Genomic DNA, 24737 nt, shown 5'->3' with positions numbered 1-24737 from the left:
TCCGGAAGAGAGAGCCCCTCCGCATGACCGAGAGTCCGAAGCCCGGTTTTCCCAAATCGCGCACCCCGTGGCGCCCTGAATGGCGTCCAAGCCGGCGCGATCTGATGTGGACAGCCGCCGCCGGCGCAGTGCTGGCGAGCTGCCGCGGCGCCAGCGGCCCGGCCCCGGCGGAGGCCGCCGCAAGCCACGCGGAGGCGGCGGAGCCGGCAGTGACTCTGCGCGAGGCCTGCCGGGCGCTGGGCATCCGCCACGGTGCCGCCCGCGACCATTTCGTCGATCCGGAAGATCCCATGCTCGACAAGCTGATGGCCCGCGAATGCGACGTCGTCACCCCGGAGAACGGCGGCAAATGGGGAGTCTTCCAGCATACGGAGGGCAATTTCGACTGGCGCCGCTTCGATGCGGCGGTGGAGCTGGCACACAGCATCGGCGCGACGCCGAACTGGCACACCATCATCTGGCAGCATATGGGCATGCCGCCCTACATGAAGCTGCCGGCGGCCCGGCAGGCGGAACTGGGCATCTCGGAAGGCGCCTATTTCTCGCCCGAGGGCACGCTGAGCGAGGAGAATGTCTGGCCGCGCTTCACCGGCGTGGTCGAGGCGGTGCGGCAGCGCTACGGTGACATCTTCTACCGCATCGACGTCGCCAACGAGGTCTTCTTCTGGGAAACGGCGGAAAGCCACCCGCGCCAGCAGGATCGCTACGGCTTCCGCCGCGGCATGTGGTGGGTGGCGGCCGGCGGGGTGGAGAAGGGGCCGGAATGGCTCGATCCCTTCTTCCACCACGTGCACAAGGCTTTCCCCAAGGCGAAGCTGGTGCTGAACGAGTTCGGCATCGAGATCGACGAGGGGTGGCAGCAACGCAAGCGCGCCTATCTGCTCGACTGGCTGACCGGGGCGGTGAAGCGCGGCGTGCCGATCCACGGCATCGGGCTGCAGAGCCACCTGATCGGCGGCAAGCCCTATGACAGCGCCGGCATGCGCAAGTTCCTGCGCGCGGTCGACAAGCTGGGCCTCGCCGTCCATCTGACCGAGATGGATGTCGACGAGACGCGCCTGCCCCGATCCTGGTCGCGGGCGGAGAAGGATCGGGCGATGGCCCAACTGGCCCGCAACTATCTGGCCGACATGCTGGACAATGCGCGGGTGGAGGAGCTGTGCTGGTGGCACCTGCGCTCCGACCTGAATTTCATTGCGCGGGAGCATCCCGACCTGCACCCCCACCCCTCCCCCTATGACGAGAACTCCCGGCCGCTGCCGCTCTACACGGCGGTGGTGGACACGCTGCGGGAGAAGGCGCGCACCGGCAGGGTGCGGTCAGGCTGAGGTCCGGCGGAAGCGATGCGCAGGCGGGGTAAGCCTGTGTCGATCACCTTCCCCTCCGACAGGTTCGCACCTTTTCTCCTTCGCGTGCGGGCGTCCGTCCCCATGCCCGATTAGAGTCCCTCATTGCGTCCGGCACCCCCCTGATGGAGAGGTCGATCGTGCAGAATACAGCCGACACGTTGCCGATGGATCGCCTGCCCGCCGACCGGAGGACCGACGACGCCCTCGTCGAGCGCTACCGGCGGAAGTTCCACCTCTCGCCGTCCTGTCCGCTCACCATCGAGATGGTCCAGCGCCACTGGACCCTGGAACGGCGGCTTGCCCGCGAGTTGATCGAGACCAAACCGGAAGAGCGCTGGGATGCCTTCGAGAAGGCCTACACCACGCTCTACACCAGCTGCCCCTGGCTGAACGAGGCGGAGGACGATGCCCACACCCGCAACGACGATCTGGACTTCCGCCATTTCCTGACCCTGCTGGGCGGGCCGCAGGACGTCTACGAGGTGGGATCGGGCAAGGCGCGGCTGCTGCGCTATCTCGCCCGCCACGGCTACCGCTGCGTCGCCACCGAAGTGACACGCGAGCGCGGCGCCAGCTGGATCGAACAGGACTCCAACGTCACCTGGAAGAACAGCGATGGCGTGCATCTGGCCCAGTTCGAGCCGGCCGGCCGCTATGACAGCGTGGTCTCCACCCATGTGGTGGAGCACATGCACCCCGACGACGTCGTCACCCACATGACGAACGTCCACACCATCCTGAAGCCGGGCGGCAAATATGTCCTGAGCATGCCGCACAAGTTCGCCGGTCCCGCCGACCTGTCGGAGGTGTTCGGGCTGCATGAGCCGGTCTGCATGCATCTGCGCGAATATGGCTGGGGCGAGACCGCGGCGATGCTGCGGGAGGCCGGCTTCGGCCGCGTGGAGGCGGTCTATGTCGTGCCGATGGCGGTGCGCCGCCACCTGAACCTGCATTTCGCCAGTCGCGCCTATTTCGGCTACATGCGGGCGGTTGAGGCATTTTTGGGACAGCTCCCGTTAACCCTAAATCGCAAGCTCGGAAGGATAGGTCAGCTCTATATGTTCCGTCCCGAGGTCTTCCTGGTCGCGCACAAACCGCGTTGACGCCGCAAGCGTCCACGGAAATTCGTTTCCGTTCAATATGTTGACTCCAAAGATCACCCCTTTGTTGCTGCGATGCATCGACAAAGGGGTTTTTCGTGTCTCATTCTTTTCACAAGTGGTAGTGGCATTAGAGCCGCATTTCGCTAAAATTTGAAATAGCTCGTTAACCTTTTCCGGCCAGTCTGGGCTCCAGCGAAAACACGGAAAAGAGGATGCTTCCAATGGCAACGAGCCCCGTCGATACGACCTTCGTAGTCAATGCCTCGGGTGTGTCTGCCGGAGGAGTCTGGCCGCACTTCAAGTTCCTCGTCGATGGCGTCGCCGTCGGCCAGGCGACGGTCAATTCCACCAGCGCCGGGCGGTACAGCTTCACCACGAAGGTGGCCCCCGACGCCGCGCACAAGGTCCAGGTCGTGTATGACAACGACTGGATGTCGACCGACAAGTCCGGCATGTACCGCGACCTGATGGTCAAGTCGATCGAAGTCAACGGCAAGACCATCGCTTCCACCAGCTCGACGGTCTCCTACGCCGCTGACGGCCAGGGCACCCTGTCCGGCCGCGAAATGCTGTCCTGGAGCGGCTCGCTCGATTTCAACATGTCCAAGGACATGTTTGCCAGCGCCGCCGGGACCCCGACCACGCCGACCACCCCCACGACGCCGACCACCCCGACCACCGGCGGCACGCCGATCGTCGTGAATGCGTATGGCGCGGCGGCCGGCGGCGTGAACGCCCACTTCAAGGTCCTGGTCGACGGCAAGCAGATCGGTGAAGGCACGGCCGGCACCGCCGCCAAGGACTTCACCTTCAACGCGAACGTCGCCGCCGACGTCGCCCACAAGGTCCAGATCCAGTACGACAATGACGGCGTGGTCGGCGGCGTCGACCGCAACCTGTACGTCAACAAGATCACCATCGGCGGCCATGCCGTGAACCCGACCGACAGCATCGTGTCGATCGACAAGGGCGCGCTTGACGGCAAGGACGTCGTCGCCGGCCAGAAGGCGCTGTGGTGGAACGGCACCATGGAGGTGAAGGCCGACAAGTCCTGGTTCGGCGGCAGCACCTCCACCCCGACCACGCCCACCAACCCGTCGCAGCCGAGCCTGTCGGTCAGCGACGCGACGGTGACGGAACCGACCGGCAGCCAGTCGTCCAGCGGCATCCAGGGCTTCCTGCACACCCAGGGCAACCAGATCGTCGACGAGGCCGGCAACTCCGTCCGCCTGACCGGCGTCAACTGGTTCGGCGGCGAAGGCTACAACTACGTGCCCGCCGGACTGTGGGTGGACAGCTATCAGCACCACCTGGAAAGCATGAAGTCGGTCGGCTTCAACACCATCCGCCTGACCATGTCGGACTCCATGTTCGACAGCAGCGCGGTGACCAACGGCATCGACTATTCGAAGAACCCGGATCTGGTCGGGCTGACCCGCCTGCAGGTCTATGACAAGGTCATCGACTATGCCGGCAAGCTCGGCATGAAGGTGATCCTCGACCACCACCGCAACGACGGTGGCGCCGGCACCAACGAACATGGGCTGTGGTACACCAGCGCCCACCCGGAATCGACGGTGATCGCCAACTGGAAGATGCTGGCCCAGCATTACGCCGGCAACGAGACCGTCATCGGCGCCGACCTGCACAACGAGCCGAGCGTGACGGCCACCTGGGGCGGCAACGCCTCCACCGACTGGGCCTCGGCCGCCGAGCGCATCGGCAACTCGATCCAGAGCGTGAACAAGGATTGGCTGCTGTTCGTCGAAGGCACGGAGTGGAGCAGCACGCTCGCCGGTGCGCAGTCCCGCCCGATCCACTTCGACACGCCGAACAAGCTCGTCTACTCGCCGCATGCCTACGGCCAGAGCGTCGGGCAGTTCAGCTGGCTGAACGATCCGAACTACCCGAACAACCTGCCGGCCCAGTACGACAAGATGTGGGGCTATCTGTACAAGAACGACACCGCGCCGATCATGCTGGGCGAATGGGGCGGCCAGTTCAACAGCACGGCCGAGCAGACCTGGGCCAAGACCATGGCCAAGTACCTGAACGGCGACTGGAACCTGGACGGCAAGAGCGACATCGCGGCCGGCGACAAGGGCATGAGCTGGACCTTCTGGGCCTGGACCCCGGAATCCGGTGACGTCGGCGGCATCCTGATGGACGACTACAAGACCATCAACCAGAGCAAGATCAACATCATCAAGACCGCCATGGAAGGCGCCGTCTTCGATACCCCGACCACCACCGCCAACACCGCCAACGCCACCTTCACGGTCAAGCTGTCGGCCGCCTCCAGCAGCCCGGTCACGGTGGACTACTCCACGGTGGACGGCACGGCCAAGGCCGGCTCCGACTACACCGCCACCAGCGGCAAGCTGACCTTCGCCGCCGGCGAAACCGCCAAGACCGTGACGGTCAAGGTGCTGAGCGACAGCGTGACGGAAGGCAACGAGACCTTCAGCCTGAAGATCTCCAACCCGAGCGCCGCGACGCTGGCCGACGCCACCGGCACCGGCACGATCGTCGACGCCGCCGCCAAGGCCGCCGCCGCTTCGCTCAGCTCGGCCGACCTGCTGGCCCACACGGTGACGGCCGCCAACGACACGACGGTTGACCACCTGCCGACGGCCACCGTCGCCAGCATCGACAGCTCGGTCACCGACCTGTCGCACACCGCCATCGACACCGCCTATCACGGAATGGAGTGGCACGACCCGATGGCCCACGCGGCCTGAGGATCGGCTTCACCGCAACCGGTGTAACGACGACGGAAGGGGCCGGCAGGATGCTGCCGGCCCCTTTCCGTTTTGTGTCCGGCAATCAGCCCGGAACGGGCGAGGCCTGTGCGGCGGTCGTATGGGTGGAGAGTGTGCCGACCGGGGCCGGATGCGGGATGTCGGGAATGCTGACCTCCGCCACCGCCTTTCCCGGATTGCCGGCGACGACGGTGCGCCGGGGCATCGGCTTGGTTACGACGGAGGATGCGGCGACGATGCACTCGTCGCCGACGCTGACGCCGATGATCACCGCATGCGGCCCGACCCAGACGCCGTCGCCCAGTTCCGGGTAATGGGTCACCCGGCCGGTGGGGAGCAGATCGTCCTTCTGGCCCAGGGTGACGCCGTGGAACAGGGTGACGTTGGCGCCGATGCGGGCGTTGGCGTTCACCACCAGCCCCCAGCCGTGCAGGATGCGCAGGCCGGGTCCGACCTGGGTCTCCCACGGCAGATCCATGGCCGCTGAATGCTGGGTCCAGCGGTGCAGCAGCCGGCAGGCGGCCAGCAGCGGCTTGCGCAACGGCCCTCCCATCCGGTCGGCCGCTTGGCAGCTGCGCAGGGTGAAGGTCACCCGGAACATGCGGTTTCCCGCCAGCAGCTTCAGCACCGCCCCGAGGCCGGAACCGCCGCCGTAGCGGATGGCGTCCGCCGCGACCGTCTGCCGATATGTGTAGCGCGGAACATCCTGCATCGCGGTGGGATCCTCCCGGTTTAATCGTTGTCAGGCTGATCGTCAGGCCGCTTGGGGCCGGCGAAAAAATCGGCCGAGCATGCGGAACAGCATGGCGCGGTCGGTCTTGCCGAAGCTCGGCCCGAACAGGGTGACGATGGCGAACAGCATGGTCAGCCCGACCTTGGCCGCGGTGAAAGTTGGGTTCACCTCGAACCCGAACAGGGCGAGGCCGGCCAGATAGGCGATGGCGGCCGGAGCCAGGATGCCCGTCACCCGCAGAACGCTGAGCGGCGGCTCCTTCGGGCTGAGGCGGCGGCACAGCGTCTCGGTGGCGCAGAGCATCACCAGTTCGCGCCCCAGCACGCCGATGGCGCCGCCCATCAGGCCGAGCGGCCCCAGCGTCACCCCCATGATCGCCGTGCCGACCGCGAGCCCGCCCAGCGAGATCGCCGGCAGGACGCCGACCTTCTTGGTCTTCACCAGCCCGACCTCGGCATGCATGCGCACGCCGTGCAGCACATAGGCCAGCACCAGCAGCGGCATGCAGGGCAGCACGGTGTCGTATTCGCTGGACGCGATCAGCCACAGCACCTCCGGCGAGGTCAGCGCCATGCCCAGCGCCGCCGCCGACAGCAGGACGACGAACAGGTAGAAGACGAATTCCGACTGCTCGCGCCCGGCGGTGTTGTCGCCGACGTCGTGCTGGGCCTCGATCCGGCTGACCGACCAGATCTGCAGGAAGGAGGCGGTCAGGAACATGTAGAGCATGGTGGCGAGCCGCAGCCCGAAGGACAGCACGCCCACCGCGGCCACGCCCATCAGCAGGTTAACCAGATAGCGCATGGCGAACTGGTTGCCCATGTCCAGCATGGTCTGCGGCATGAAGGGCAGGCCCAGCACCGACACCCGCTTCAGGATCCCGAAGGAGAAGCCGACACCGTTCGCGCCCAGGATCGCCACCGTCAGCGCGATGCCCAGCCCGACGAAGGTGATGGCGTTGGCCAGGAAGATGCCGGTCACGCCCAGGTCCATCACCAGCAGGAAGGTGAGGTTGAGGCCGATCAGCCCCACCGCCTTGCCGACCGAGATCAGCAGGCAGGTGCCCGACCGCTTGTGGACCCGATAATAGGCGAGCGCCAGTTCGAAGACGGCGCTGAACGCGATGCCGGCAAAGGCGAAGGCGATGATCGGCGCCTGATCGCTGCCGCCGAACAGCAGGTGGCTGGCGCCCCATCCGGCCGGCAGCGCCACCGCCAGCAGGAGCAGCGAGGCGGCCCAAAGCCCGATCATGGTGGTGCTGGCCACCTTGCTTCGGCCGCGGGTGTCGGCATGTTCGAAATAGACGACGGTGAAGGCGTTGATCATCCCGATCATCAGCATGACCGCGACGATGTCGCCCACGACGCTGATCAGGGCATAGACGCCGAACTCCGCCGGCGACAGGACCTTCGTATAGAGCGGCAGCAGAAGCAGTCCCGCGGCGCGGTTGACCACGTTCGCCACCATGAACATCCAGCCATGTTTGATGATCGTACCAGCTTCGAGAGCCATCCGGTTTCCTTCGCCCCCTATAGTCCGCTTCTTTTCCCGGTCCCGACTGAGAGGGGAGCGCTGCGTCCGCCAAGTCGCATGGGGTGGGTTGCACGGGCGCAGATAAGGAAAAAGAACGCGCCAAATCTTGGCGGCGGCTGGGAAAGCGTCAATTCGGCCTTGAAGCGACCGCAGCACTCTTCGGTGCTAGTCACCACGGCTTCGGCCAGAGAACCAGGACGTTCCGATTAGGCTTTCCGGCGAGCCCGCACGCTGCCTCCTACGCCCCGCAACAGGCAAGGGTGCGTTCGCGCCACGCCCCCGCTCGGAATTGCCCGGCGCTTCCCTTCGGTAAATCCGGGTGGCGGACCCACTCCGCAAGTTCGGCGATCATCCCCCTTCGCGCCCCACCGTTCCGGCCGGTCGGGGAAGAGTTTACCGGCCTCTACCTAAAAATTGCGGGGATCGAACGTGCCGTCGGGGGTGCGACACCACCTTGCCGCTAACCCGAAACGCTATCCCCGCCGGGGACGGCATCCGAAAGTATCCCCTTAAATATTCGGACACCCGCACCCTTTGAAACCCCAGTGGTATCGCGGACGCGAAATCAACGCCCGTATGCACTGTTGCTGGCCAAGCCTCCTCATCCTAATTCGTCCTCAACGAACCGCGGATCGGCCGATCGAAATCATGAAAGAGCGATCTTTACATAAATGCGCAGCTGAGATTGAGGCGGCGCAGCAAAGTAAAGACCGGCCGAATCCCAAGAGACGCTGATGACGAGCGACCATCCGCACGAATGGCCGTGCGGTGGCTGGCATTCCCTTCAACCACGGGACCTGCGATGAGCAAACTGGACCCAGATGTGGTCATCGATCTGACCTCGGCGAAAAAGGCGACGATCCCGACGATCGCCCCCGGGCTGCTGCTTGCACTGTCCGACGGGCTGGTCCTCGCCCTGGTGGGGTGGACGCTCAACCATTTCCTCGGCGCCGACGCGCTGACCGAGCCGCTGGAGGCCGCGGCGTGGCAGCGGTCGCTGGTGACCGGCCTGATGCTGGTGCCTTTGGTCAAGTCGGTGTTCGGCATCTACACGCTGGGCCGCTTCGACTACATGGAACGGACGCGGCGGACTTTTCAGGCGGCTTTCCTGTGCTGCGCCGTGCTGGCGGTGCCCTTCATCGTGATGGAGGGGTTCCGCTCCTTCTTCGTGGAGGCGCTGTCGATCGCGCTGCTCGGCTTCGCGGTCACCTATGTCGCCGACCTGCTGCTGATCCAGGGGCTGCTGTCCAGCGCGCTGGACTGGCGCACGCCGGTGGTGATCGTCGGCGCCGGCCCGCAGGGTGCCGCCATCGCCGAGAAGCTGCAGCGCCTGCCTTGGCTCGGCATGCGTCCGGTCGGCTTCGTCGACGACGACGACAGCCTGTGGCAGACCCGCGTCGCCGGCCTGCCGGTGATGGGTCCGGTGGAACTGCTGGCCAAGTCGCCCGCCGTCGCCGGCCAGGCCAGCGCCGCCATCGTCGCCGACATGGGCCGCCACGGCAGCGACCTGACCGGCCTCGTGCGCACCCTGCCCTTCCGCCAGGTCTATTGCGTGCTGGGCGAGGGCAATGTCAGCGCGGTCGACGCGACCTATCACAACCTGCACGGCTCGCTGGCCCTGCGCGTCAGCGTCCGTCCGCCGACCGGCTACCTGCGCATCCGCCGTGCCATGGACATCGTGCTGTCGTCCATCCTGCTGGTGCTGGTGGCACCGCTGATGCTGGGCCTCGCCGTCGCCATCAAGCTGGACAGCCCCGGCCCGGTGATGTTCCGCCAGAAGCGCTGGGCCGGCGGCAAGCAGACCTTCGACCTGCTGAAGTTCCGCTCCATGCACGTCGATGCGGAGGAGCAGCTGCAGCAGCTGCTGGAGAACGACCCGGTCGCCCGCGAAGAGTACATGACCTACCACAAGCTGACGGTCGACCCGCGCATCACCCCGCTCGGCCGCTTCCTGCGCAAGACCTCGCTCGATGAGCTGCCGCAGCTGTGGAACATCCTGATGGGCGACATGAGCCTGATCGGCCCGCGCGCCTACATGCCCAAGGAATTGCCGGAGGTGGGTGACTCCGCTGCGGTGATCGGCACCGTCCGTCCGGGCCTGACCGGCTACTGGCAGGTGTCGGGACGCCACCGCACCACCTTCCAGGAACGCGTGGCGATGGACGTCTTCTATGTCCGCAACTGCGGCCTGCTGTTCGACTTCTTCATCCTGTGCAAGACCGCGGTGATGGTCCTGAAGGGCGACGGGTCGTAACCCGCCCCGCCCCCGAACCGAATGCCAGCCGGACCCCCGCGCACCCGCGCGGGGGTCTTCTTATTGGAGCCCTTCGGCTCCATTCCCTTTTTCGGCCGGCAAAGGAAGGGGGGCGGGCGAAAGCGGCTACCCCTTTCGGGTCCGGCCTCCTTCGGTCTAATGCCACCGCCCGCCTACGAGAAGGGGGGTGCCAACCGCATCTTCAGGTCTGCACAGCCGAACGCGGTACGGCAGCAAGGGAAAGCCGATGAAAGTCCTGGATTTTCTGGAAAAGAGCATCGCCGTCATCGGCATCATCGCTTTCGGAGGCTCCGTGCTTCCGCTGATGCTGACCGGCGGCGACCCTCTGGCCGGCGATCTTGAGTCCGCCGGCGTCACCGTCCTCTATGGCGGCCTCTATCTGCTGGTGCTCGCCGCCATCGCGCTACGGCCCGGCATCGCCTTCCAGATTCCTTTCGCCAGCCCGGCGCTGACGGCGATGATGGCCTTCGCCTTCCTGACCGCGCTGTGGTCGCTGTTTCCGGACGTGACGCTGCGCCGGTCGATCGCCTTCATGTTCACGACGGTGTTCGGCATCTGGCTCGCCCTGCGTTTCCGCTTCCCGGAGATCATGCGGCTGCTGGTGGTCGGGCTGTCGTTCCTGATGTTCGTGTCCTTCTTCATGATCTTCGCGATGCCCTCGATCGGGCTGGACAGCACCCAGCATGTCGGCGCCTGGAAGGGCGTGTTCTTCCAGAAGAACGTGACCGGCCGCATGATGGTCTGGCTGGTGCTGGCGCTGGTCTGGCTGGACTGGCAGAAGGAGCAGAGCCGCTGGGTCACCCGGCCGCTGATCCTGCTGGCGATGCTGCTGATCGTGATGAGCCGCTCCGGCACCGGTCTGGTCACCTCGGTCCTGGTGTCGGTGGCCCTGCTGTCCACCACGATGCTGCGCGGCAGCATCCGCAATTTCGCCCCGACCATGGCGCTGCTGACGGCCCTCCTGGTCATCATGGTCACGGCCGGCGCCACCTTCTGGTACGACGTGCTCTATGCCCTGGGCCGCGACCCGACCCTGACCGGCCGCACCGTGCTGTGGCAGCACATCGTCCAGTCGGTCACCGAACGGCCGCTGCTGGGCTACGGCTATGCCGCCTACTGGTTCGGCTTCAACGGGCCGGGCGCCAGCTTCACCCGCGACTGGGGCATCACCTCGGCCCACAGCGGCTGGCTGGAGCTGACGCTCGACCTCGGCCTCGTCGGCGTCGCGCTGGTGCTGGTGGTGCTGAGCCGCATGCTGTTCCAGGGCTTCTTCGCCGCCCGCTACGGCAACAGCCGGGCCGAGGCGGCCTGGGCCTTCGCCGTCGGCTGTGCCCTGCTGGCGGTGTCGGTGTCGGAAAGCGTGTTCGCCGAGCGCCATTCCATGAATTGGGTGATCGCCACCATCGCCGTCGTCCGCCTGATCCAGCAAAGCCGCTGGCAGCGCCTGCTGAACGACCGGGCGGAGGAGCAGCATCGCCTGCGGCGGCATGCGCCCGCCGGCGTCGCCCCCGCCTATGCCGGCCAGAGCCGTGCGCTCTAGCCACGGACCTGACCATCGATTTCGGGCCCCCGGCCCCTTTCCCAGCGACCCTTCCCATTTTGCTTCGACCGAAGGCAGACCCATGAGCCCGAAGAAAGAACCGGCGAACAGTTACCACCCGGCGAGCAATGAAAAGGTTACCGTCGTGATCCCCACCCGCAATCGCCCGGACATGGTGATGCGGGCGGTGCGCAGCGCTCTCGACCAGACCTATCGGGACCTGGACGTCGTCGTGGTGATCGACGGGCCGGATCCGGCCACCGCCTCCCATCTGGCGACACTGGCCGATCCGCGGCTGACCGTGATGGAACTCGAGACGAACCACGGCGCCGCGGAGGCGCGCAACATCGGTGTGCGTAGCGCGCGGGGCGACTGGATCGCCTTCCTCGACGACGACGACCATTGGATGCCGGAGAAGGTGGCTCTGCAGATGGCCGCCCGCCCGGCCGGCATCCGCCTTCCCATCGTCAGCTGCCGCTGCCAGGTGGTGACCGCCCGCGGCACCTTCGCCTGGCCGCGGCGGCTCGCCACCCCGGCCGACGCCATCGGCGATTACCTGTTCGTCCGCCGCGGCCTGTTCAAGGGCGAGACCTTCGCCCCCACCACCACGCTGCTGGCGCCGAAGGCGCTTCTGCTGCGCAACCCCATTCCCGAATCCCGGTTCGACGACTGGGAATGGCTGATCACCTGCGGCCGGATCGACGGCGTGGCCCTGGTCCACATCCCCGAGGTGATGGCCGTCCATTACACCGAGAACAACCGCGTCACACTTTCGACCTGCCACAACATCAACCACGCCCTGGAATGGGCGGAGTCGATGCGCGACCACCTGTCGCCGCGCGCCTATGCCAGCCTGCTGCTGCAGGCGACCGGCGGCGAGCAGGCGGCCCGCACCGCCGGCACGCGCTGGCGCATCCTGAATTCCGCGCTGCGCGACGGGCAGCCGACGCCGATGGCGCTCGCCACCTTCACCATGCATTCGCTGATGCCGGTCGGTCTGCGCCGCCGCCTGCGGCAAGCCTTGTTCTCCGCGTCCGACGCCGCCTGAGCACGAAAAAGGACCCAGACGCTTATGGACAGCACAAACGACAGCCGTATCCCCGCAAGCCCGCCGGATGCATCCCACCGGATCGCGATCGTGTTCGCGACGCCGGGTGCACTCGACGGCGGCGGCGGCATCGGCCGCATGACGGGTTACGTGGTCGACCAGTTCGACAAGTCGGGCACGACCCGATCCATCATCCTCGATACACGCGGCACCGGTAGCGTTCTGCTGTCACCCTTATATCTCGGCATGACCCTGACACGCATGGCTTGGATCCTGGCGCGTCGCAAAGCCTCCGTCGTGCACATCAACGTGTCCGAGCGGGCGAGCTTCCTGCGCAAGGCGGCGGTCCAGGCGGTGGCGGGGCTGATGTCCTGCCCGACGGTGGTCCACCTGCACGGCGCGTCCTTCGTCGAATTCTTCGAGGGCGGCATCTTCGCCCGTGCCATCAGCCGCTGGCTGTTCAACCGCTGCGGCCGGGTGGTTGTGCTGGGCGACAATTGGCGCGATTTCCTGGTCCAGTCGGTCCATACCGACCCCCACAAGATCCGGGTGCTCTACAACGCCGTGCCCGATGTCGGCGCCGACCTCGGCCCGCCCGCGCCGCCGGAGCCCGGCGCCGTCCTGTCCCTGCTGGTGCTCGCGAACCTGTCGGAGCGCAAGGGCATCGGCACGCTGCTGCGCGCCGGCGCGCTGCTGAAGGAGCGCGGACAGCCCTTCCGGATCACCATCGGCGGCGGCGGCGATGTCGACGGCTATCGCGCGATGGCGACCGAACTGGGGATCGCGGAGAACTGCAGCTTTCTGGGCTGGATCGGCCGGGAGGAGGCGCATGCGCACATCCGTTCGCACGACATGCTGCTGCTGCCCTCCACCCATGAAGGGCTGCCGATGGTGATCCTGGAGGCGCTGTCGGCGCAGCTGCCGGTCATCACCACGCCGGTCGGCTCGATCCCGGAGGTGCTGACCGACGGCGAGACCGCCCGGATCATCCCGGTGAACGATCCGCAGGCGCTGGCCGATGCCGTCGTCCAGGTCGGTCACGACCCGGCCCTCTACCGCCGCCTTGCTGAGAACGGCCGGCGCCTGTTCCTGAAGCAGTTCGTCATCGACGCCTACGCCAAGTCCCTGCTGGCGATCTACCAGGAGTTGGACCGCAGCGGCGCCGAGTTGTCGGGGGAGCTGGACAAGCTGGCCGGATCAGCCGCCACCGCTTCCAAACGGCGATGATCCAAAGTCATGGCCGCCTCGATGATCGGTCTGGAAAACAATCATGGCGGGTATGACCGTAAGGAAGGTGCACATGCACAGGTTGGGTAACCATACCGGCAAGCCAACCCGTTCGGTCGCTCCACAGCGTGCGGGTGACGTATCGCGTAAACTTGCACGTGGACGTCGCCCGGCCTTCGGCAGCGGCATGTTCCAAACGGCGGCGGTCGACCGGCCGCATCACCACGCATCTCCCTGTACGGCATGAAGAACGAGCCGATAAGGGACCGACGCCAAAAGCATAACAAGCCCGCCGCAGCCGTCGAAGGACGGTCGTCACACGGCAAAAGCCGGGGCGCAACGCAGGAACGGCGGGCAGGGAAAGGATCAGGAGCGGACATGATCTATATCGTCTCCCCCGGCGGCACGCAGGAGAAAGGCGGAATGGGACGTGTGGTCGACAACTTCACGACCGACCTGAGGCAGAATTGCCCGGACGTGAAGTTCGAGGTGGTCGACAGCTACGGTCCCGGCAAATTCCACCTGATGCCCCTCTATTTCGCACGGGCGACCGCCCATCTCGCCGGCTGCTTCGCCGCCGGCAAGGCCGACCTCGTCCACATCCATATGGCGGAATATGGCAGTGTCCTGCGCAAGGGCATCCTGATCGCCATGGCCCGCAGCTTCGGCGTGCCGGTCGTCCTGCATTTGCATGGCGGACGCTTCCCGAAACACTTCAAGGACAGCAGCCCGCTGATGCGCTGGGCGATCCGCCGCATGATGGCGATGACCAGCGAGATCGTCGTTCTGGGCGAATTCTGGCGTGACTGGGTGGCGGAGGCCTTCGGGCCGGAGACGCGGCAGCGCACCACCCTGCTGCACAACGCCGTGCCCGGTCCGGTCTCCCCGCCGGTGCGCGACGATGCGGAGGAAGGCTTCGCCGGTCCGATGCGCCTGCTGTTCCTCGGCCGGCTGATCAAGCTGAAGGGCATCGACGTCCTGCTGAACGCGCTCGCCTCCCCCGCCTGCCGCGACCGCAACTGGCAGGTCACCATCGCCGGCGACGGCGATCTGGAGACCTACCGCGGCCTTGCCACGGATCTCGGCATCGCCGACCGCGTGCGCTTCACCGGCTGGCTCGATCAGGCCGGCTGCCGGCGCGAGCTGGCCAATGCCCATGTGCTGGTCCAGCCCTCGATGTTCGAAGGTCTGCCGATGTCGGTGCTGGAGGCGATGGCGGAGGGGCTGACCATCGTCGCCACCCCGGTCGGCAGCGTTCCGGACGCCATCGCCGACGGCGAGACCGGGCTTCTGGTGCCGCCGGGCGATGTCGCCGCGCTGGCCGACGCGCTGGCGCGGGTGATCGACGACCGCAACCTGCGCCGCAATCTGAGCGCCGGCGCCCGCGCACGGTGGGAGCGCCAGTTCGACGTCGCCGTCTTCCGCGAACGTCTGCTGGAGATCTACCGCCGCAACGCCCGCGGCAGCCTGACCACGACGCCTGCCGTTCCCGCCGGCCCGGTGCCGGCCTCCGGACCGGCGGGCCATACGAAAAGCACGACAGGCTGACGCGGACGCGGCAGGCCGCTTCCGGTTCGGACCGCTCGCGGCCGGGACCGGGAGCATCGACATGAAGGAGGGGGCACCATGAAAAACGCCATTGCCAATCTGGTGCGCTGGTCGGGATTCGGTGCGATGCAGCGTTTCCTGAAGGCGCGGCACGCCGTCACCATCGTCGTCTACCACGACCCGGCCCCTGAGGTGCTGCGCGAGCATCTGCGCTGGTACACCAAGCATTACGGCTTCACCACGCTGGATGCCGTGGCCACCGCGATGGAAACCGGCCGCTGGGACAAGCTGCCGGCCTATCCGCTGGTCATCACCTTCGACGACGGGCATCGGAACAACACGGCGCTGGCGTCCTTGTTCCGCGAGTTCGATTTGCGGCCGACGATCTATCTCTGCAGCCAGATCGTCGGCACCGCCCGCCCCTATTGGTGGAAGACCGCCGCCGCCGACGGCATCGGGGTGGAGCGGCTGAAGCGGGTGCCGGACCCCGAACGGCGCCGCCTGCTGGCCGAAGCCGGCGACGATCCCGACAGCGACGGTGCCGACCGTCAGGCGATGACCTGGGACGAGATCGCGCGGATGACCGACGTCGCCGATTACGGCGCCCACACCCGCACCCACCCGATCCTGCTGCAATGCGACGACGGCCGATGCGCCGACGAGATCGCGCTCTGCCGCAGCGAACTGGAGGAGGCGCTGGGCCGGCCCTGTCGCCATTTCGCCTTCCCCAACGGCGATTTCAGCGACCGCGAGGTGGAGGAGATCCGGCGTGCCGGATACCGCACCGCCCGCACCATCGATCCCGGCTGGAACGACGCCTCCACCGACCCGCTGCGCCTGAAGGCTTTCCCGGTGTCCGACGACGCGACGGTGGAGTGGCTCAGCGTCCAGCTGACCGGCATCCCGGCCTGGCTGCGCAAGCGCAAGGCCGCCGCCGACAGCCCGGCCGGCGGGGTGACGCCCGAATGGGCAGGCTCGATGGCAAAACCCAAGTCCGCGGGCGTATGACCGCGACCGGCCACGCCAAGCCTAATGTCTAGAGGCAAGCGACAAGCCCTATTACCGGACAACAGAGTGGCTAACCACAGACTTCAATCCACTCCTATCCTTTGAGCCCTCGCAAACCACCGCCTCCATCACAATAAAATTGCATATCACGCGAATGCGAAAACAAGGAGCCGATCCACCGCGGGACACATGACAAGGGATGGCCGGACCCACGCCACAGACCCCATACCCCAACATCCTCCCCGCGAGCCACCCGGCCCCGTCCACACCGACCCCATTTCGACAGACCTCGTTAGACATCGTTTCGACCGAACCCACGTCGACCGAACCCAGCAGGAGTTTTCAGAGACATGCGGACCGCCACCCTGACCGACACGACCCTGACCGCTCCCGCCCTGCCGGAAATCCGCGCCTTCATCGTGGAGAATTTCCTGCTCGGCAAGGACTCCGGCTTCGACAACAGCGAATCCCTGCTGGAATCGGGGATCATCGACAGCACCGGCATCATGCACGTCGTCGCCTTCCTGGAAGAGCGCTTCGGCATCGCGGTCGACGATGACGACATGATCGCCGACAACCTGGAGTCGGTCGACCGCATCGCCAGCTTCGTCGACCGCAAGCAGGAACTCCGCAACGCCGCCTGATCCTGCAGGACCAGTGACGGCGGACACGGCCAAAAGACGGGCGACGGCAAGAAGGACAGTTCCATGGCCCATCTGGTTCACCAGTACCTCAGCGAGACGGCCGGGCGGGATCCCTCCCGCACCGCGCTGATCGCCGGGGATGTCCGCCGCAGCTTCGCCGAGCTGGACCGCGAGAGCGACGCCGTCGCCTGCGCGCTCCAGTCCGCCGGGATCGCCCGCGGCGACCGCGTGGCGGTAATGCTGGAGAACTCGATCGAATATGTCGCCGGCCTGTTCGGCACGCTGAAGGCCGGCGGCGTGTTCGTGCCCGTCAACCCCTCGACCAAAGCCGACAAGCTGACCTACCTGCTGGCCGATGCCGGCGTCCGGGTCCTGATTGCCCCGGCGGCGCTGGCCCGGCAGGTCCTGCCGGCGCTGGAGGCGGTGGAAACGCCGCCGGCGGTTCTGTGGGTCGGCGCCGGGCTGCCCGGCGGTGCCACCGGTCTGCTCTATGCCGATGCCCTGGCGGCTCCGCATCGCCAGCCGGTCGACCCCGGTCTGATCGACCAGGATTTGGCGGCGATCATGTACACGTCCGGCACCACCGGCCGGCCGAAGGGCGTGATGCTGACCCATGCCAACTACGTCAACACCAGCTGGTCGATCTCGACCTATCTGGGGAACACCCCCAACGACGTGGTGATGTGCGTGCTGCCGCTGACCTTCGGTTACGGCCTGTCCCAGGTGCTGACCGGCGCCCGTGTCGGCTTCACCCTGGTGCTCGAGCGCTCCTTCGCCTTCCCGATGGAGACGCTGAAGCGCATGGTGCAGCACCGGGTCACCGGCCTGCCCGGCGTCCCGACCGTCTTCTCCACCCTGTTGGGGCTGGAGGCGGCGAAGACCGCCGATCTCGGCAGCCTGCGCTACCTGACCAACGCCGCCGCCCCGCTGCCGGCCGCCCATCTCCGCCGGCTGCGCGAGCGTTTCCCGCAGGCCGTCTTCCATTCCATGTACGGCATGACCGAGTGCTGCACCCGCATCAGCACGCTCGACCCCGCCGATCTGGACCTGAAGCCGACTTCGGTGGGCCGTGCCATCCCGAATTGCGAAGCCTTCGTCGCCGACGAGGAAGGCAACCGCCTTCCCCCCGGCCAGGTGGGCGAGCTGGTGGTGCGCGGGTCCAACGTGATGCGCGGCTATTGGAACCGGCCGGAAGAAACCGCCCGGCGCCTGCGCCGCGGTCCGCAAGGCGAGACCCTGCTGTTCACCGGCGACCTGTTCACCCAGGATGCAGAGGGGCACCTCTACTTCGTCAGCCGCAAGGATGACGTGTTCAAGTGCCGCGGCGAGAAGGTCAGCCCCAAGGAAGTCGAGAACGCGCTGTACGAGTTGGAGGGGGTGTTGGAGGCTTGCGTCATCGGCGTCCCCGACGATGCCGACGGCTTGGCGGTCAAGGCTTTCCTCGTTCCCCGCGAGGGTGCTGCCATTTCCGAGGCGGCCATCCGGCAGCATTGCCGCGGCCGGTTGGAAAGCCACCTCGTCCCGAAATTCATCGAGTTCCGCGACAGCCTGCCCAAGACCGACTCCGGGAAGATCCGGCGGGCGGAGTTGGTGGAGGAAGTCCGCGCGTCCGACAGCAGCACCAGTCCCCTCTCCCGCGTCGGACCGGCCTTCGGCCGGCCGAGAGCGGGGGAGGGTTAGGGAGGGGGCAAAGCCTTCCCACCCCCGAACACCACCACCAGAACACCCACCCCAGGACAGAGAGCACGCTCATGTGTGGTGTCGCCGGAGTTCTCGCAGGATCGCGTGCCGAACCGGCCGGTCTGGACGAGCTGAAGCGCATGATCGCCATGCTGGGGCACCGCGGCCCGGACGGTTACGGCTTCTACCGTGACGACCGGATCGGGCTCGCCCATGCACGGCTCAGCATCGTCGGTCTGGCCGGCGGCTTCCAGCCGATCCACAATGAGGACCGCACCCTCTGGATCAGCTTCAACGGTGAGATCTTCAACCATGTCGAACTGCGGCGGGAGCTGGAGGCGCGCGGCCACCGCTTCTACACCCAGACCGACACCGAGGTGATCGTCCACGCCTTCGAGGAATACGGCCCCGCCACCTGGGCCAAGCTGAACGGCCAGTTCGCCATCTGCCTGTGGGACACCACCCGGCGCGAGCTGTGGCTGGTCCGCGACCGGCTCGGCATCCTGCCGCTGTTCTACGCCCGCCGCGGTGACCATCTGGTTTTCGCGTCGGAGGCCAAATCCCTGTTCGGCGGCGGCCGGGTGACTCCGGCCTTCGATCCGGCCCGCCTCGCCCAGGTCTTCACCCACTGGAGCACCGCGCCGCACGGCAGCGTGTTCGCCGGGGTGGAGAGCGTGCCGGCCGCCACCGCCATCCGCGTCGACTCCACGCTGGCGCTGCATGTCGACCGCTACTGGCAGCCCGATTTCGCCACCGACCCGGCGCTGGCCAACCTGTCGCTGGACGAGGCTGCCGACCGGCTGGAAGAGAAACTGCTCGACGCCATCCGCCTGCGGCTGCGCGCCGACGTGCCGGTCGGCGTCTACATCAGCGGCGGATTGGACAGCTCGGTGATCGCGGCGCTGGCCCGCAAGCTCGACACCACCCACATGCATAGCTTCGGCGTCCGCTTCACCGACGCCGGCTTCGACGAGACGCCGCAGCAGCGGCTGGTCGCCGGCCATGTCGGGACCGACCATCACGACATCCTGTGCAGCCCGCAGGACATCCAGGCGGCCCTGCCCGACGTCATCCGCCACGGCGAGGCGCCGCTGGTCCGCACCGCTCCCGCCCCGCTGTTCCTGCTGTCGCGTCTGGTGCGCGAGAGCGGCATCCGCGTCGTGCTGTCCGGCGAGGGTGCCGACGAGTGGCTGGCCGGCTACGACATCTTCAAGGAAGACAAGGTCCGCCGTTTCTGGGCGCGCCAGCCCGGCAGCAAGGCGCGGCCGAAGCTGCTGGGCCGCGTCCATCCCTTCGCCGCCGTCAACGGCCAGAAGGACAGCCCGCTGTGGCAGGCCTTCTTCAAGCGCGGGATGATGGACACCGAGGAAACCTTCTACGCCCACCGCACCCGCTGGCGGAACACCGCATGGTCGCAGCGCCTGCTGTCGGCCGATGTCCAAGCCACCGCCGACGACGCCGCCTTCGAGGCGCATGTCGCGGCCCATCTGCCGGATGGCTGGTCACGCTGGTCGCCGCTGGCGCGCAGCCAGTGGGCGGAGATCGCCACCTTCATGACCCCCTACCTGCTGTCGGCCCAGGGCGACCGGGTCGCCATGGCCAACAGCATCGAGGTCCGCTATCCCTTCCTCGACCCGGCGGTGGACGACCTGTGCGCCGCCCTGCCGGACCGGGTGAAGATGCTGGGCCTGCGCGACAAGCTAGCCCTGCGCAAGCTGGCCGCCCGCCATCTGCCGGCCGAGATCTTCCAGCGGCCGAAGCGGCCCTATCGCGCACCGATGACCACCGCCCTGTTCGGCGACGGCGCCCCGGACTATGTCCGCGACCTGCTGTCGCCGGAAGCCCTCACCCGCTACGGGCTGACCGACATCGACGCCGTCTCGGCGCTGGCCGACAAGGCCCACCGCCAGAACGGCCGCATGGCCGGCGAGCGGGAGGAAATGGCGCTGGTCGGCACGCTGACCCTGCAGATGCTGGCCCATTACGTTCACGACGAATTGCCCCAGCGCATCCGCGACCAGCGCGATGCTCTGGATCGTGCCGAAATTCACGTGCTGGAGGACCGGGCTGGCGACGCCCGGACTGCCATGTCACAGCCCACCGCGGCCTGACCGCCGCGATCCTTTACGACCGACGATGCATCAACCCCCATCGGGAACCGTGACCATGCTGAACGCCCTGTCCTCGTTCGACTCCAAGGCCCTCGATCTGGATTGCGCGTCCGCGGCGCGCGAGATCGAAGACGCCATCCAACGCATCGTCGCCCATGATCTGCGCCGCCAAGGCATCGTGCTCGGCGTGTCCGGCGGCATCGACAGCTCGGTCTGCGCCACGCTGGCCGTCCGCGCCCTGGGGCCGGAGCGCGTGCAGTGCATCCTGATGCCGGAAAAGGAGAATTCGCCGAAGAGCACCCGCCTCGGTACCCTGCTCTGCGAGCATCTCGGCATCACCCCGGCGATGGAGAACATCACCGGCCCGCTGGAGGCGCTGGGCTGCTACGAACGGCGCGACAACGCCATCCGCCGGCTGTTCCCGGAATTCGGCCCGGGCTGGAAGCAGAAGATCGGTCTGGCCGGCAACCTGCTGGACGCCGACCGCGTCAACTACTTCACCCTGACCGTCGAATCGCCGGAAGGAGAGCGCCAGACCAGCCGCATGCCGGTGGACGTCTATCTCGACGTCGTCGCCGCCACCAACCTGAAGCAGCGCATCCGCAAGACGGTCGAATACACCCACGCCGACCGCCTGAACTACGCCGTGCTCGGCACGCCGAACCGGCTGGAGTACGAGTTGGGCTTCTTCGTGCGCGGCGGTGACGGTCTGGCCGACCTGAAGCCGATCGCCCACCTGTACAAGTCGCAGGTCTACCAGATGGCGGCCTATCTCGGCCTGCCGGCGGAAATCCAGGCGCAGTCACCCAGCACCGACACCTACACCCTGCCGCAGTCGCAGGAGGAGTTCTACTACGCCCTGCCCTACGACAAGCTGGACCTGGCGCTCTGCGCCTATGGTCGGGGTGCCAGCGAAGAAGAGGCCGCGGCGGCGCTGAACCTCACCGTTCCGCAGGTCCACCGCGTCTACAAGGATATCACCGCCAAGCGCCGCACGTCGGCCCGCATCCTGCGCGATGCCCATCTGGTGCAGCCGGTGTCCGTCGGGGATGAGGCATGAGCGTCATCGACTGGAAGCAACGTGGCGTCGCCCGATATGAACCGGGCGACCATGCCGCACTGGAAAGCTTCCAGCGCGCGCATTTCGGTGCCGAGGCGATCCAGCTGTGTCCCGACCATTTCCACTGGCTGTTCGAGGAACCGCCGGAGCGGGAGCATGAGGGACCGCAGCTCTGGCTGTGCAAGCGCAATGGCGCTGTGGTCGGTCAGCAGGGCGGCATCCCCTTCGCCCTGAAGGTGGGCGAGCGCAACCGGCGGGCTTCCTGGGCGATCGACCTGATGGTCGCCCCGGAATGGCGCCTGCGCGGCGTCGGTCCCGCCCTGTCGGAGACCCACTCCGCGGCCGGCGACCTCGCCGTGTCGCTGTCGATGACGGAGGCCGCCTACAAGTCCTACAAGCGCGGCGGCTGGCTCGATCTCGGCAATGTGCCCACATATCTGCGGGTGATCGATCCGCTGCGCTGCCTGCGCGTCAGCCCTTATGGAGGCGGCTTGGCCAAGCTGGTCGCCAGGGTGGGTAAGCCGGCGCTGGCCGCCGCCTCCATGGGCTATGGGCTGTCGGCCAAGCTGCTCGGCGCGCGGCTGGTGGAGATCGACCGCTTCGACTATCGCGTCGACGACCTGTGGGAAGCGGCCTCGGCGCAGCATCCGGTGATCGCCCGGCGCGACTGGGCCTTCCTGAACTGGCGCTTCGACCTCACGCCGCAGGCCGACCGCTTCCGCCGCTTCTACGTCATGCGGGGCGAGACCGTGCTGGCCTATGTCGTGCTGCGGGTCGATTACTGGAAGGGCGAGCCGGTCGGCGTGGTCTGCGATTACCTGGCCCGGCCGGGCTGGCTGGTGGCGGCCTTCTCGCTGATGACCGAGTTGGCGCGCCGGCAGGGCATGGTTGCGCTGATGTGCCGGACGCTGAATGCCCAGGCGGCGCGGCCGCTGTCGATGATGGGCTTCCTGTGCCTGAAGAACGGCCTGCGCACGCCGACTCGGATGATGGTGCGGCCGGCGCTCGACCAGCCGGAGCTTGCCGGCACGGTCGGCGATGCGAAGAACTGGTTCGTCACCGTCGCCGACAGCGACATGGGCTTCAAGAGCTTGGGCGAGTAGGCAAAATCCGATACTCCAGACGCGAAAAGGCCGCCTTCCCGTACGGGAGGCAGCCTTTTCGCTGATCGCGATAAAATCGAGTTTCAAGTGACGGGATGCGTTTTCAGATCGTCCATGAAGCGGCTTACCGCTGTGCATGGCGCCCGGTGAGATCAAGCCGATCGAGCGATTAGTAAGGCTTAGCTTCGAGCATTGCTGCCCGTCCACATGCCTCCTATCGACGTGATGGTCTGTCACGGCTCTCAAGGGAGCTCTGGTTTAGAGGTGGGTTTCCCGCTTAGATGCTTTCAGCGGTTATCCCGTCCATACTTAGCTACCCGGCCATGCCACTGGCGTGACAACCGGTGCACCAGAGGTATGTCCATCCCGGTCCTCTCGTACTAGGGACAGATCCTCGCAAAACTCCGACACCCACGGCAGATAGGGACCGAACTGTCTCACGACGTTCTAAACCCAGCTCACGTACCACTTTAATCGGCGAACAGCCGAACCCTTGGGACCTGCTCCAGCCCCAGGATGTGATGAGCCGACATCGAGGTGCCAAACGACTCCGTCGATATGGACTCTTGGGAGTCATCAGCCTGTTATCCCCGGCGTACCTTTTATCCGTTGAGCGATGGCCCGTCCACGTGGAGCCACCGGATCACTATGGCCGACTTTCGTCTCTGCTCGACTTGTCAGTCTTGCAGTCAGGCGGGCTTATGCCATTGCACTCGACGAGCGATTTCCGACCGCTCTGAGCCCACCATCGCGCGCCTCCGTTACACTTTGGGAGGCGACCGCCCCAGTCAAACTACCCGCCATGCAGGGTCCCGGACCCGGGTAACGGGCCACGGTTAGATGCCAGAGACTTCAAGGGTGGTATTTCAAGGATGGCTCCACACGAGCTGGCGCCCATGCTTCCAAGCCTCCCACCTATCCTACACATGAAGTCCCTAGCACCACTGCAAAGCTGTAGTAAAGGTGCACGGGGTCTTTCCGTCTGACCGCGGGAACTCCGCATCTTCACGGAGAGTTCAATTTCGCTGAGTTGGTGTTGGAGACAGCGGGGAAGTCGTTACGCCATTCGTGCAGGTCGGAACTTACCCGACAAGGAATTTCGCTACCTTAGGACCGTTATAGTTACGGCCGCCGTTTACCGGGGCTTCAATTCAAGGCTTGCACCTCTCCTCTTAACCTTCCGGCACCGGGCAGGCGTCAGACCCTATACGTCGCCTTGTGTGGCTTCGCAGAGCCCTGTGTTTTTAGTAAACAGTCGCTACCCCCTGGTCTGTGCCCCCCGCCATGGCTTGCGCCACAACGGGGCCCTCTTCTTCCGAAGTTACGAGGGCAATTTGCCGAGTTCCTTCAACACCATTCTCTCAAGCGCCTGGGTATACTCTACCAGTCCACCTGTGTCGGTTTGGGGTACGGTCTATACGGCGGGGCTATTTCCTGGAACCGGTCCACAGCATGTCCAATCCGATAAGGACATACACGCTTTCCGATCCGTCACCTCCGCCAGGCCCACGAATATTAACGTGGTTCCCATCGACTACGCCTTTCGGCCTCGCCTTAGGGGCCGGCTCACCCTGCGTGGATTAACCTTGCGCAGGAACCCTTGGACTTTCGGCGACAGTGTTTCTCACACTGTTTGTCGCTACTCATGTCAGCATTCTCACTTCCGATACCTCCAGGCGGCCTCACGGACACCCTTCGCAGGCTTACGGAACGCTCCGCTACCACGTGATCGAAGATCACATCCGCAGCTTCGGTACACGGCTTGAGCCCCGATACATTTTCGGCGCAGGCCGGCTTAACTAGACCAGTGAGCTATTACGCTTTCTTTAAAGGATGGCTGCTTCTAAGCCAACCTCCTGGTTGTCATGGCCTTCCCACATCCTTTCCCACTTAGCCGTGATTTGGGGACCTTAGCTGGCGGTCTGGGCTGTTTCCCTCTCGACGATGGACCTTAGCACCCACCGTCTGTCTGCCGGACTGCACTCTGCGGTATTCGGAGTTTGGTTAGGTTTG

16 protein-coding genes and 1 rRNA gene (1 of these 17 cut by a window edge) are annotated in these 24737 nt (G+C 66.2%); 14 read left to right on the top strand and 3 right to left on the bottom strand.

Annotated elements, in window-relative coordinates; translation table 11 throughout:
- Window positions 1–23: 23 nt before the first annotated feature.
- The 3 genes from M5E06_RS19295 (at window position 24) to M5E06_RS19285 (ending at window position 5193) form a co-directional block, all read left to right on the top strand.
- A complete protein-coding gene (locus tag M5E06_RS19295) occupies window positions 24–1328 on the top strand; it encodes an endo-1,4-beta-xylanase (RefSeq protein WP_252139589.1) in 1305 nt (434 codons plus the stop codon).
- Window positions 1329–1486: 158 nt separating this feature from the next.
- The gene (locus M5E06_RS19290; protein WP_252139588.1) at window positions 1487–2452 is read left to right on the top strand and encodes a class I SAM-dependent methyltransferase; all 966 of its coding nucleotides are present in this window, start codon (window positions 1487–1489) and stop codon (window positions 2450–2452) included.
- Between the two features lie 221 nt (window positions 2453–2673).
- Window positions 2674–5193: a cellulase family glycosylhydrolase gene (locus M5E06_RS19285; RefSeq protein WP_252139587.1), complete on the top strand. Its 2520-nt coding sequence runs from the start codon at window positions 2674–2676 to the stop codon at window positions 5191–5193.
- A gap of 85 nt (window positions 5194–5278) precedes the next feature.
- Here M5E06_RS19285 and M5E06_RS19280 read toward each other — a convergent pair whose 3' ends face one another.
- The gene (locus M5E06_RS19280) at window positions 5279–5926 is read right to left on the bottom strand and encodes a serine acetyltransferase (RefSeq protein WP_109152642.1); all 648 of its coding nucleotides are present in this window, start codon (window positions 5924–5926) and stop codon (window positions 5279–5281) included.
- Between the two features lie 42 nt (window positions 5927–5968).
- Window positions 5969–7459: a lipopolysaccharide biosynthesis protein gene (locus M5E06_RS19275; RefSeq protein WP_252139586.1), complete on the bottom strand. Its 1491-nt coding sequence runs from the start codon at window positions 7457–7459 to the stop codon at window positions 5969–5971.
- Window positions 7460–8282: 823 nt separating this feature from the next.
- Between M5E06_RS19275 and M5E06_RS19270 the strand changes: the two genes are divergently transcribed.
- From M5E06_RS19270 to M5E06_RS19220, 11 genes are all read left to right on the top strand, one after another.
- Complete coding sequence (locus tag M5E06_RS19270; RefSeq protein ID WP_109156404.1) at window positions 8283–9734, top strand: exopolysaccharide biosynthesis polyprenyl glycosylphosphotransferase; 1452 nt, start codon at window positions 8283–8285, stop codon at window positions 9732–9734.
- 247 nt (window positions 9735–9981) lie between these two features.
- Window positions 9982–11295 carry an O-antigen ligase family protein gene (locus tag M5E06_RS19265; protein WP_252139585.1) on the top strand — a complete coding sequence of 438 codons (1314 nt, stop codon included), beginning with the start codon at window positions 9982–9984 and terminating at the stop codon, window positions 11293–11295.
- Between the two features lie 82 nt (window positions 11296–11377).
- Window positions 11378–12343, top strand: coding sequence for a glycosyltransferase family 2 protein (locus M5E06_RS19260; RefSeq protein ID WP_136703781.1), 966 nt, complete (start codon window positions 11378–11380; stop codon window positions 12341–12343).
- Between the two features lie 24 nt (window positions 12344–12367).
- Window positions 12368–13570 (top strand): glycosyltransferase family 4 protein, encoded by a 1203-nt coding sequence (locus M5E06_RS19255; protein WP_252139584.1) that lies wholly within the window; start codon window positions 12368–12370, stop codon window positions 13568–13570.
- Window positions 13571–13948: 378 nt separating this feature from the next.
- Window positions 13949–15118, top strand: coding sequence for a glycosyltransferase family 4 protein (locus tag M5E06_RS19250; protein ID WP_252139583.1), 1170 nt, complete (start codon window positions 13949–13951; stop codon window positions 15116–15118).
- A gap of 78 nt (window positions 15119–15196) precedes the next feature.
- Window positions 15197–16126 (top strand): polysaccharide deacetylase family protein, encoded by a 930-nt coding sequence (locus M5E06_RS19245; RefSeq protein ID WP_252139582.1) that lies wholly within the window; start codon window positions 15197–15199, stop codon window positions 16124–16126.
- A gap of 350 nt (window positions 16127–16476) precedes the next feature.
- Window positions 16477–16770, top strand: a complete 294-nt coding sequence (locus tag M5E06_RS19240) for an acyl carrier protein (protein WP_085083499.1) — start codon at window positions 16477–16479, stop codon at window positions 16768–16770.
- Between the two features lie 63 nt (window positions 16771–16833).
- Window positions 16834–18450, top strand: coding sequence for a class I adenylate-forming enzyme family protein (locus tag M5E06_RS19235; protein ID WP_252139581.1), 1617 nt, complete (start codon window positions 16834–16836; stop codon window positions 18448–18450).
- Between the two features lie 71 nt (window positions 18451–18521).
- On the top strand, window positions 18522–20561 hold the full coding sequence (asnB, locus tag M5E06_RS19230) for an asparagine synthase (glutamine-hydrolyzing) (protein ID WP_252139580.1): 2040 nt from the start codon (window positions 18522–18524) through the stop codon (window positions 20559–20561).
- 55 nt (window positions 20562–20616) lie between these two features.
- Window positions 20617–21621, top strand: coding sequence for an NAD(+) synthase (gene nadE / locus M5E06_RS19225; RefSeq protein ID WP_252139579.1), 1005 nt, complete (start codon window positions 20617–20619; stop codon window positions 21619–21621).
- Window positions 21618–22724: a GNAT family protein gene (locus M5E06_RS19220; RefSeq protein WP_109156396.1), complete on the top strand. Its 1107-nt coding sequence runs from the start codon at window positions 21618–21620 to the stop codon at window positions 22722–22724. Before nadE ends, M5E06_RS19220 begins: the two co-directional genes overlap by 4 nt.
- Window positions 22725–22872: 148 nt before the next feature.
- Here M5E06_RS19220 and M5E06_RS19215 read toward each other — a convergent pair.
- A 23S ribosomal RNA gene (locus M5E06_RS19215) occupies window positions 22873–24737 on the bottom strand (it continues 880 nt past the right edge of the window).

The organism is Azospirillum sp. A1-3 (assembly GCF_023806445.1).
Classification (GTDB): domain Bacteria; phylum Pseudomonadota; class Alphaproteobacteria; order Azospirillales; family Azospirillaceae; genus Azospirillum.
The sequence above is the reverse complement of the archived record's forward strand: the minus strand, read 5'-3'. Positions and strand labels throughout refer to the sequence as shown.